This is a genomic window from Bacteroidales bacterium, from assembly GCA_023229505.1.
Lineage (GTDB): Bacteria > Bacteroidota > Bacteroidia > Bacteroidales > JAGOPY01 > JAGOPY01.
In genome coordinates, this window is record JALNZD010000019.1 from 59,475 (window position 1) to 70,926 (window position 11,452).

Genomic DNA, 11,452 nt, shown 5'->3' on the forward strand with positions numbered 1-11,452 from the left:
CTTTTTATCTATGGAATTCTCTCCTAACCCCGACCTTTTCCAGATCATCAATAAGAAAGGCCAGTTGAAGCAGTTGGTTTACCGCAATACCCTCGACTCGATCAATCTCATAAAAAAAGTTATCACCGACCTGCGGAAAGAATATCAGAAAAAATATTCTTTGGATCCCCAGGCTATTCCATTCATACAGCAGGACCGGGGTGAGTTTGAAGTGCACCTGCAATTTGCCGGGGACATCCTGATTTTCACCATGCATACCAATGTTTTTGAATTCTCACGCTACCACGAAGTGATGTCGACTTCCTATATCCGTGAAGATAAAAACCGGTCCTATTGCGGTATCATCAATATATACAACTTCCTGGCCGATTCATATAAATATAACCGCGTGAATGATATCGGTTACCTGATCGGCAGGGTTTTTATCAATAAAGACAAGTGTTATTTCATAGAAGGAAAGCGGGAAGTAGGGTTGCTTTACAATAATTTCGGCCAGGAAATCCTTGATGAAAAAGCAGCCAGGCAGATCGTGGAGTCAGCCATCCAGTACACCATCAATTTTGATTTATTGACACCTCCTTATGATTCCCTGAAAGAGATCTCTTTAGAGGAGATGCAATCCATGGCCGACAGCTATAAGTTAAAAACCGGCAAGCGATTAGGATTCAGGTTCCAGGCGGATAAAGCAGAAGAGTAGGCAGTTGACAGTTGACAGTTCGCAGTTCGCAGTTCGCAGTTCGCAGTTCGCAATTCGCAGCAGATTCACCTGTAGGGTTCACCGGCCGGTGAACCCTACAACCACATTTTGACAACATAATGACCACTTCATGACCACTTAATGACAACTTTATGACTACTCAATGACTACTTTATGACCACTTCCCATAGCACGATACAAAAATTTCATCAATGGCATTGCAGGATAAAAAAATTATCCTACTTTTGCACCCTCATTTTGGCCCGTTCGTCTAGTTGGTTAGGACGCCAGGTTTTCATCCTGGAAATCAGGGGTTCGAGTCCCCTACGGGCTACGTAAGCCGGTAAATAGCCGGCTTTTTTTATTTTTATATATTAAAGTTTGGATTGGCAAAAGAGAAGTAAGACTGTAAGACGTTAGGACTGTAAGATGGTAAGATGGTTCGGATGCCAGGTTTTTATGTTGTAGGAAATATGCAGAATTTGTAATAAGAGGGTATCCCGCCAGGAATTAACGAAAATAGCCCTCCCGGTTCACAGTTTAATAGAAAGTTCGAGATGTCCGCCTAAACCAAGTTCCACAATTTTCTTAAGTGTCGAAAAACGGACTTCTTTAATATTGTTCTCGATTTTTGAAATATAGGATTTTGAGGTTCCGACTTTATCAGCAAGTTCAGCTTGCGTCAAACCTTTTTCGCGACGTGCCTGGAGGATTAAAAAACCGATTTTAAAGTTTTCATATCCTGCTTCGAGCTCGTCACGCTTTTTTGTTCCACGTTTACCGTAGTGCTTTTCTTTAAATTCGTCAAGTGTTGTGATATTACTCTTTTTCATTTTCATATTCTCGTTTGATTTTTAGTGCTTTGTCAATTTCCGCTTTCGGTATTTTTGAGTTTTAACCACGGTGCAAAGATACACAATGTTGTCCGAAAGTGCAACATTTTATGGAAAAAATAATTCAGTAATTGGTGGTCAGCAGTCAGCGGTCGGCGATTTGCAAAACTCCCAATCCCATTAGGGACGACAGTATGGTAGCAGGAAAATAGCGATAAACCTTGAAAATCCCAACAGGGACGACAGAACGCATTGATTTAATAATATCAACCATTGATAAATTTCTTCATATTGCATATCTTTGTAAGAAAAAAGCCATGGCAATTAAGAGGTCATACACTGCCGTTATTGAAAAGACAAAAGACGGATGGTATGTCGGACAGATTCAGGAACACCCGGAAGCCCTGACACAGGGCAAAACTATTGAAGAATTGGAAGCAAACCTCTCCGATGCACTCAAAGAAGTCCTTGAAATGAAGATTTGCACTCAGCTTGAAATTCCAAGGATAAAATAACAAGAGTAAACCTTCTGTAGGGTTAACCGGCCGGTTAACCCTACAATTACGGATAACCCTACAACTAAGGTCAGCCGATTACTCAGCAATTTTCAAAAACTTCGCAGAGCCTGATATTCCTTCTTCACTTATGATCCGCAATAAATACACCCCATCACTGAGATCGGAAATATCAATCCGGTAAGGAAATGATGAAATATTTCCGAATGCTTTTATTTCCCTTCCATAAAGATCTACAATCGATATTCTAGCTGCCGACTGGGAACTGCGAACTGGGAACTGCCTACTGTCAACTGTCAACTGCCGGCTGGCCGGATTCGGGTATACAGTTACATTGAAATCTGAAAAGCCCAATTCCTCCACCCGTGTCAGGCAATCGAGAGCCGCTTCCAGAATTTCATCCTTTCCCTGCCTGATGCCGGCGATTGTCGGTGAAACGATCGTATCAATTTTTACCCCGTTGCGCTGTTGCTGGTAACCGTCGGCATAATACCAGCCAAGTGAAGTGAAACTCGTAGATATACTACCTGGCAGAGTCAAATCACTTGTGTTACCGTCAGCGCCGGCTGTTTGCGTTCCTATTACTTTAGAATCAGGATGATAACTGAGATACTGGCAGGTATATTCTGCCGAACTTTGTGTTTCCTGGTTCACAAGAATGTACACATTGCCATCATAAGGGTCTGGATTTGACCAGGTGCCTATATTATAGTAATCATTTTGCGGGTAGTACCATCCGGGCAAATAATAATAATTATATGGCGACGGTAACCAGGTTAATGCCGGTTCATAATAGATAGCACTTATAATTGGCCCGGGAAAGAAGAGTGGTGCAAAATCTGCCAGCCATGCATATGGGTAATTTCGAATGTCAAAAATGATAACAGGCGCATCTTTTAGCAAATCATACATAGCAGGCACTTCTTCAGGCATCAGCCATCCCAGGTTCACATAACCATAACCACAATCTGTTATGAAATATGAAGAAGTTAATCCATTATCCTCCTTCCAGCCAAACCAGTAACCTAAAGAAAGCGATCTTAAGGCATAGGCCATATAGGTATTGTTATTGCTATCCAGCAAGGACAGGTCAAGAGTCGAATTATTTCCTCCCAGCATCATTTTATAATAAATATCCCTGTATAATGCGGCTGGGGTGGATGCAGGTACAAAAAGAGATAATGAATCTTCGATTTCCCGGATTGGTATCCCCTTCAATCCAATCAGGATGTCTCCTTTTGATACCCCTGCAATGCCTTCCACCTTTGTTACAACACACAATGTATCAACCCTTGTAAAATAGATTTTCGGAAGGAAATTTCCTCCCCAGAAATAAGCTGATAAAACAGTACTGCTTGTGAATCCATGCGAGTCATTAATCATGGTGACAAGTTTCAGGAAGGTTTTGTGAAAATCCGGGACGGTACTAGCTTGCCGTATCAGGGGTATAAACTCATGCAGGGTGCTGTCCCATGGCTGGTCCATGATATTCCTGTTTGGAGAAAAATAGTTGATCACATTCCAGTAATAAAACATTGTTGTCAAGCGATTCGCTTCATTTGTATAAGTAATTGTCATGGATAAGGGATCATCCCTGAAATCAATGTAACTGTAATAACCTGGAGTTAAATAATCGTTGAACTTCACAAAACAGGTTGATGTATCGGAGTAGATGTAGGTTGAAAAAGTTTCCAGAAAATCCATTACCGGTTGTGAAAAGACAGGATCATCAATCCAGGAATTATCAAAATTAAAGTTGGTATCGGGTTCAGGCCATTGATTTACCGGATAGGAATTATTACCCACTTTGTTAAACATATTGATGAGCGCATCATTGAATTCTTCATTATTGTTTGCTGCCAGCACTTCATTAACGGTCGTATTCAGAAGCGTATCCCATTTGAGATCGCATTTATGCTGGCTGAAGTACTTGAAGTACCCCCATGTTTTGCACAGGCGGTAAAGGCGTCCGTCGGTATCGTCGGGGATTTGGGCAACAGATTGGTTGATAGAAATTGTTGCCAGGAACAGGATAATGGTTGCGATTAATATTTTCATGATTTGGGATTTTTTCACCACGGATTACACTGATTTACACAGATTAAGCACAGATTATTTATCGCTGATTTTCAGGAACTTCACTGACCCAACATTTCCAGAATCATCATTCATCTTCAAAATAAAAACCCCATTCGTTAGATCGGAAATGTCTATCTGGTAAGGGAATAAGGAAATGTTTACGAATTCTTTTATTTCCCGTCCATACAAATCAGCAATCGATAATCTGACCGCCGACCGCCGACCGCAGACCGCCGACCGCCGACCGCTGACTGCTGACTGCCGACTGTCAACCGTCAACAGCCGGCTGGCAGGATTGGGGTAAACACTTATAAGTCCTCCTGAAGTGCTCAACGGCTCGTCTTCTATTCCAACCAATCCTCCTGTAGAGTTCTGCTTGTAGTAAATTTCATAGTTAAAGTCCCGGTAATCTTGCCAGATTACATGTAAAACCGGGCCGGAAACAGCAATAAATGGTCGTTCTGATGAAAAGGAGAAATTGTTTAACTGCATCTCTCCCGCCCATGTTGCTCCACCATCTAAAGACCAATTATAATATATGTCATTGACTCCACCGCGTGTATCCTGCCAGACTATATGCAAGACCGAGTTTGAAAAGACCAGATTAGGGAAAAAAGAACCAGCTGGATTATTCGTTACCTGGATATCTTCCCCCCAGTTTTCACCTCCATCAATTGAACACTTAAAATAAATGTCGTTGAAGGTGCTTCTGTAATCTTCCCATACTATATCCACATTTGATCCTGAAGCGGATATACATGGAAATCGGGAAAGACTTTGATCATAGGTCAACCGAGTTTCAGGTTCCCAGGTCGTACCATTATCAGAGGATTTCCTGTAATATATCTCAAGGTTCCAGTCACGATTATCATTCCATGCAACATACACATCCGTTTGAGAAACGGATAGAGAGACATTGTACGCATCGGGTGAATTTGGTGATAGCCAGGTTTCATCACTCCAGTTTAGTCCTGCATCGGTTGAGTATTTATATAATATCTTCCAGGTCTGCTCGTCCATATCCTTACTAACCCAGGCAACATGAACATAAGAGCCATTGGAAGCAATCGCGGACCAGTAAGAGATCTGCTGGTCTTCGGTTAACCTTATAATTTCACCCCAATCTTCACCTCCGTTCATCGACCGGATAAAACAAATCTCCCAGTTTCCATCAATAAATTCCTCCCAGATGACATACACTAACGATCCGTAAACCGAAACCGACGGATACTGTGAAAACTCCTCAGTGTATGTTAGCCGGATTTCCCCATCCCAATTATATCCACTGTCGGTAGAACGCTTGTAAAAAATCTCCCAGTTATTTTCCGTTTTTTCATACCAGACGACATGTACGGTATCTCCGTTAGTTGCGATACAATGACTTTTGCCAAAATAAAGAAACGATGTGTCGCTGGTTTCAGAGAGCCTGACATCATCTTCCCACTGAGCTTGGGCAAAGCATACCGTCAGCAAAAAAGCAAAAATTAAGAGTAGTCTTTTCATTGGAGTTGGGATTTGGTTAATTAATCACAGAGTAGTAAATATAAGGGTTTTTCGTGGTAAAGTCAAGCTCATTGAGCGAACGGTGCAGTTTATTGAATGAAAGGTGGTTGAGGGAGGGGGAGCGGCAGTTGAACATTTGGCAATTGGACAGTTGGCAGTAGGATCACCTGTAGGGTTAACCGGCCGGTTAACCCTACAACTACGGTTAACCGATCACTCATCAATTTTCAAAAACTTCGCCGAGCCTGATTTTCCTTCTTCACTCTCAACCCGCAAAATATACAACCCATCCCAGAGATCGGAAATATCTATCCGGTAAGGAAATGAGGAAATATATTCAAATTCTTTTATTTCACGTCCATATAAATCAACTATCGATAATCTGACCGCCGACCGCTGACCGCTGACTGCTGACTGCTGACTGCTGACTGTTAACTGCCGACTTGCCGGATTCGGGTAAACATATATCGGACCTGCCGAACTATTCATCAACACCTCTTCTATTCCAACATTCAAATTCCCGGTTGGATCACGCTTGTAATAGATTTCATAGTTGCCGTCACGGAAATCAGTCCAGGTCACGTTTACCTGGGTGCCGGACACCGAAACGAAAGGATAAAAGGAATCTGCAGGGTCATAAGTAAGCCGTGTATCTGGTTCCCAGGAATCTCCTCCATCAAAAGAATATTTGTAATATATTTCAAGAAGATTTCCAATACGATTATCCTGCCAGACAATAAATATTCCATCACCACATACCGCTAAGTTTGGAAATTCTGAATTACCGGCGTAATTGGTCAGGCGGGTATCTTCTCCCCATGTTAATCCTCCATCTGAAGAATGCTTAAAATAGATCTCGGTGAAATAATACCCAAAATCCCAATCCCGGCCGTCCACCCAGACAATATAGACATCTGATTCGTAAGCTGCTATATCAGGTACCCAGGAATCGTAATCAGCAATTGTAAGCCTGGTTTCTTCGTCCCATGTCTCCCCCTCATCCTCTGAGCGCGAATAATAAATTTCCTTGTTCATGTCCCGGTTATCATTCCACACGACATGCACAATTGGTCCCACAGCACATACAGAAGGATTGCCCGATACCGCCTGATCTTCAGTGAGACGGATGGCAGGTTCCCAGGTCAGGCCACCATCAGTAGAGCGTTGGAAGAATATTTCCCACCACCCCTCGCTTTCATCATAATATACTAAATATATATTCGATCCTGAAGAAGTTATGGAAGGCCCCTGGGTAAGTCCTGGAGTATCGGTCAGCCTGAAATCTTCTCCCCAGCTATCGCCACCATCTTCAGAACATTTATAATAGATTTCATAGTTTAAATCACCATCATCATTCCATACAACATGCACTGTTGATCCGGAAACAGTTATGGCAGCATTTTGAGAATTAAATGGCCTGTTGGTGAGTCGGACATCATTTCCCCAGGTTTGCTCCCCGTCAACAGACCGTTTATAGTATATCTCATAGTTCCCGTCACGGTCATCAGACCAGACCATGTGCACCGTATCACCGGAAGATGCCAGGCCACGCTTGCTGTAGTTTGTGGAGGTGAAGGGATCGTCCGTAAGCCTGAAATCAGCTTCCCACTGGGCGAAGCAGTATTGTGATATAAAGCAGGAAACGAGGAAAATGAATAACTTTTTCATGGATGCTGGATTTAATTGATAGATTTATGTACCATGCTGGCATTTATTACGGAGCTGAGCTTTTTGTGAACTTTACAATACCTATTATGCCTTTCTTATTATAAACTTTCAGTAAATAAATCCCTGGTCGGAGTTCGGAAATATCAGCCTGGTAAGGGAATGATGAAATGTCGCCGAATTCTTTCATTTCACGCCCATATAAATCAACAATCGTTATTCTGACTGCCAACTGCCGACTGCCGACTGTCAACTGCCGCCTTGCAGGGTTCGGAAAAACCGTGATGCATTTTTCACTCTTGACAATTGCCATGTCATCAATTCCGACCACCAGGTTTCCTGTCGGGTCCCGCTTATAGTAGATTTCATAGTTTCCATCCCGGGAATCATACCACATCACGTTCAGCTGCGAACCTGAAACAGCTATAAAAGGCCTGTAAGATCCCGCCGCATCTTCAGTCAGCCTGGTATCAGGCCCCCAGGTATCGCCGCTATCATATGAGCATTTATAATAGATCTCACGGTTTCCATCGCGGGTTTCTTCCCAAAAAACGAACAAATGATCTTCTGAAACAGCTAAATTTGGAAACCAGGATTGATTCGGATCATTCGTCAGGCGAATGTTTTCTCCCCAGGTCAGGCCATTGTCCGTTGATTTCATGAAATAGATCTCCGCATTCTGGTCACGATGATCCTGCCAGACCAGGTAAACATTGGAACCCGAGGCGGCAATCGAAGGCCTGGTTGAGACCAGGCTATCAAAAGAGAGCCTCGTATCTTCGCCCCAGGTTATTCCCCAGTCCGTGGACCGCTTGTAATAGATTTCGAGCTTGTCATTATCACGCTCATCCCGCCAGGCAACATGTACTATCGAATCCACCGCACACACTGACGGAGTAACAGACCATGCCGGATCAACTGTCAGCCTCACATCGGATTCCCAGGTCAATCCCATGTCTGTCGAGCGCTTGTACATGATCTCACCCCAATTGAAGTGATAATCGTCGTAAACCAGGTGCGTAACTGAATCGGAAACTGCCATGCAAGGCATATAGGTCTCACCGAAATTGTATGTCATTTGAGTTATTTTCCCCCATGAACTGCCTCCGTCCGGGGAGCGGATGTAAAATAATTCGATATACCATGGGGGGCCGACGTTAGTGCCAACCATCCAGGCAACCTGGACAATGGACCGACTGGCTGCTACTGAAGGGTACATCACTATGTCTGCCTGGTTTGTCAGCCTCACATCGCTTTCCCAGGTCAATCCTCCATCAAGGGAGCGTTTATAATAGACTTCAGGATGGCTATTGCATTCATCATTCCACACAACATGGATAGTATCTCCACAGACAGCGATGGCATGCTGGGTAGACCAGCATAATGTAGAAGCGTTCGTATCGCTCGTCAGCCTAAAATCTGGTTCCCACTGAGCCTGGGATAATTGCGCTGCAAAAAGGGCTAAAGCGAATAAAAATAGCTTTTTCATAAAAGGTAAGGTTTGGTTAACTTGAAAATAAACCCTTTAAAGGTAGGTATTTTATTAAGCAGAAACAAGTCTAATGAGCGAACGGTGCAGTTTATTGAATGAAAGGTGGTTGAAGGAGGGGGAACGGCAGTTGAACAGTTGGCAATTGGACAGTTGGCAGTAGGATCACCTGTAGGGTTAACCGGCCGGTTAACCCTACAACTACGGTTAACCCTACAACTACGGTTAACCGATTACTCTGCAATTTTCAGAAACTTCGCCGAGCCAGATTTCCCTTCTTCATTTATAATGTGCAAAATATACAATCCGTTCCTGAGATCGGAAATATCCAGCTGGCATGGAATTGAGGAAATATTTTCATGATATGAATTTTAAATCTTTACTCTTAAATTACCTGGCAATTAAAGGCTTGAAGATACGAAAACATCTGTTGCCTTTGCTGCTTGTATTTAAAAAAACGTGATAAACAGCAAAGGCTGATCCTTTCAGATCAACCCTTGCTTTCTGAATTGATTATAATTATTCGACTTTGGCTATCTTAACGAACTTTTGGAGTGTTCCCTGGGTTATTACGGCAACGTATACCCCGTTTTCCAGGTTATCACCGGCTGTTATAATTTCATCTGGTGATAATGATTGATATTCCTGCACCAATCTGCCTGATATATCAAATAACTGGAGGGTTACCAATTCTTTGCTTGCTGTCTGCAACCTGAAGTTGAAAGTTGAATTGGATGGGTTCGGGTAAACAGTTAATTCTTCGGTGACGTCAGAATCATTTATATCTGCTTCAGTGGATCTGTAACTTGAAGAAGAAATTGAAGCCTTCAGGGTGTAGCAGTTAACTGGATCATAAGTATCACTTGTTAAGCCACCGACCCAGATGTAATATGTTCCGCTTTTAGTAGTGTTATATATGATGGATTCTGGCGTTGTACCTGTGCTCGATGAGCTGCCGATCAGTATCCCACTGGATTTGTACAATCTAATATTATAATCCGCAGGCAGGTCGGTAAGTGTGATGTTAATGTTTTTGGCAATATTGGTCGTACTAAAAGAAAACCAGTCATTATCGCCATTTGATCCAATAAGTGCTGTGATATACGTATTTACTGGTATTGGCGACGCTGTTGCCATGCTTCCATTCGGCTCATAATTATCAGGACATCCACCCGGAGTCAAAAATTCGTAAGAATACGAGTAATTGCTGAAGCAACCGGTTCTTACCTGGAACTCATAGGCCGTAATAGGAGCCAGGCCGCTGATTGTCAGATTTGTTCCATTTACTATTTCTGAATCAATCCATTCGGTAGCAATTTCCCGGTAACGGACATAATAACCCGATGTATCAGTAACCGCATTCCAGTTCAGATCTGCCGACGATTCAGTAATATTTGTTGCAGCAAGGCCGTCAGGAACAGGACAATTATCTCCACCTGAAGGATTCAACTTCTGAACGAACATATCCCGTACACCCAAATTGGTCATTTCCATAAAGCCATTTCCTGTTGGATTAAAATCTGCAGTTTCCTCAAAACTCCCAACATTAAATATATTGCCTGAGGCGTCCAATGCCAGTGACATGCTATAATCCCAGCCTGGGCCTCCGGTTTGGGTCACCCATAAGAGATTTCCGTCGGTATCTGACTTGAAGACAAAGCTGTCATCATGGCCATTAGCCGTTAAATAGCATGTGTCTGCACCGGGATCAAAATCAGTTGTAGAATAGAAGTAACCGGAAACATAGAAATTTCCTTCCCCGTCAATAATAATGTCTCCGGCACTATCATATGATGCTCCTCCAATTTGTTCAGCCCAAACGAAGTTTCCTGAGAGGTCAAGTTTGAGCACATATGCATCATTCCCCCCGAAAGAGGTCATAGTATAGGTTCCTGTCCCCGGATTAAAATCAACCGTACCATAAAAATGTCCCGTAGCATATAGGTATCCTGAAGGATCAAGTGCTATTGAATAACTGAGATCCTGTTCAGATCCGCCGATTTGTTTTGCCCAGATGAAGTCCCCATTTCCGGCCAGCTTCAATACAAAGGCATCATAATCTCCGTAAGATGTCAGATTATATTTTAATCTTTTATCAGGGTTAAAATCAACGGTGCCCTTGAAATAACCACTGGCGTAAATATTTCCGCTGACATCGGTTGCCATGGAATAAGCAATTTTGGTTTCTGTGCCGATTATTTGTTTTGCCCAGATAAAATTGCCGTTTGCATCCAGTTTCTGAATAAATACATCATAACTAGTGCAAGTCAAATTATAAGTGCCAAGACCCGGGTCAAAATCGACTCTTCCATAAAAGTAACCTGACGTGATCACATTCTGGCTGCTATCCACTGCAATGGAGAAGCCGTATGCATGGCCCACATCGCCTGAACCCATTTGCTTAGCCCATATCAGGTCTCCATCCGGCTCGATTTTAAGGACCATGGTAGTCAACCTGTTCTGTGTTAGAAAATATTCTCCGTCCCCGGGATCGGCGTCAATTGTACCCCAGAAGTAGCCGGTCATGTAAATATTCCCATCAGCACCAATGACAACTTCTGAGCCCCTGTCACTATGTATATCGCCCATACTGGCCGCCCAGAGCAAGTTTCCATTAACATCAAGTTTTTGTATGAAAATATCATCCCAACCGTTAGATGTGAGGTTAAAC

Annotated in this window: 8 protein-coding genes and 1 tRNA gene; 3 read left to right on the plus strand and 6 right to left on the minus strand. The window is 42.9% G+C overall.

Annotation, left to right across the window (positions count from 1 at the left end):
• Nucleotides 1–10: 10 nt before the first annotated feature.
• The gene (locus tag M0Q51_08635) at nucleotides 11–697 is read left to right on the plus strand and encodes a hypothetical protein (protein ID MCK9400041.1); all 687 of its coding nucleotides are present in this window, start codon (nucleotides 11–13) and stop codon (nucleotides 695–697) included.
• A gap of 260 nt (nucleotides 698–957) precedes the next feature.
• Nucleotides 958–1,031: transfer RNA gene (locus M0Q51_08640), tRNA-Glu, on the plus strand.
• Nucleotides 1,032–1,230: 199 nt separating this feature from the next.
• On the opposite strand, the gene M0Q51_08645 is transcribed toward M0Q51_08640, so the two are convergent.
• On the minus strand, nucleotides 1,231–1,530 hold the full coding sequence (locus M0Q51_08645) for a helix-turn-helix transcriptional regulator (protein MCK9400042.1): 300 nt from the start codon (nucleotides 1,528–1,530) through the stop codon (nucleotides 1,231–1,233).
• Between the two features lie 221 nt (nucleotides 1,531–1,751).
• Between M0Q51_08645 and M0Q51_08650 the strand changes: the two genes are divergently transcribed.
• Nucleotides 1,752–2,045, plus strand: coding sequence for a type II toxin-antitoxin system HicB family antitoxin (locus M0Q51_08650; protein MCK9400043.1), 294 nt, complete (start codon nucleotides 1,752–1,754; stop codon nucleotides 2,043–2,045).
• 78 nt (nucleotides 2,046–2,123) lie between these two features.
• Here M0Q51_08650 and M0Q51_08655 read toward each other — a convergent pair whose 3' ends face one another.
• The 5 genes from M0Q51_08655 to M0Q51_08675 form a co-directional block, all read right to left on the minus strand.
• Nucleotides 2,124–4,103 carry a S41 family peptidase gene (locus M0Q51_08655; protein MCK9400044.1) on the minus strand — a complete coding sequence of 660 codons (1,980 nt, stop codon included), beginning with the start codon at nucleotides 4,101–4,103 and terminating at the stop codon, nucleotides 2,124–2,126.
• Nucleotides 4,104–4,157: 54 nt separating this feature from the next.
• The gene (locus M0Q51_08660) at nucleotides 4,158–5,627 is read right to left on the minus strand and encodes a hypothetical protein (GenBank protein MCK9400045.1); all 1,470 of its coding nucleotides are present in this window, start codon (nucleotides 5,625–5,627) and stop codon (nucleotides 4,158–4,160) included.
• Between the two features lie 213 nt (nucleotides 5,628–5,840).
• Complete coding sequence (locus M0Q51_08665; protein ID MCK9400046.1) at nucleotides 5,841–7,295, minus strand: exo-alpha-sialidase; 1,455 nt, start codon at nucleotides 7,293–7,295, stop codon at nucleotides 5,841–5,843.
• A 46-nt stretch (nucleotides 7,296–7,341) separates the two neighbouring features.
• Nucleotides 7,342–8,781, minus strand: coding sequence for an exo-alpha-sialidase (locus M0Q51_08670; protein ID MCK9400047.1), 1,440 nt, complete (start codon nucleotides 8,779–8,781; stop codon nucleotides 7,342–7,344).
• Nucleotides 8,782–9,300: 519 nt separating this feature from the next.
• Nucleotides 9,301–11,452: SBBP repeat-containing protein (locus tag M0Q51_08675; GenBank protein ID MCK9400048.1), on the minus strand; the 2,152-nt coding region annotated here is incomplete at its 5' end.

Bases quoted from the DNA above. Each gene is read 5' to 3' on its own strand.
- M0Q51_08655 (MCK9400044.1), bottom strand. From the start codon at position 4,103: ATGAAAATATTAATCGCAACCATTATCCTGTTCCTGGCAACAATTTCT.
- M0Q51_08665 (MCK9400046.1), bottom strand. From the start codon at position 7,295: ATGAAAAAGTTATTCATTTTCCTCGTTTCCTGCTTTATATCACAATAC.
- M0Q51_08660 (MCK9400045.1), bottom strand. From the start codon at position 5,627: ATGAAAAGACTACTCTTAATTTTTGCTTTTTTGCTGACGGTATGCTTT.
- M0Q51_08670 (MCK9400047.1), bottom strand. From the start codon at position 8,781: ATGAAAAAGCTATTTTTATTCGCTTTAGCCCTTTTTGCAGCGCAATTA.
- M0Q51_08645 (MCK9400042.1), bottom strand. From the start codon at position 1,530: ATGAAAAAGAGTAATATCACAACACTTGACGAATTTAAAGAAAAGCAC.
- M0Q51_08635 (MCK9400041.1), top strand. From the start codon at position 11: ATGGAATTCTCTCCTAACCCCGACCTTTTCCAGATCATCAATAAGAAA.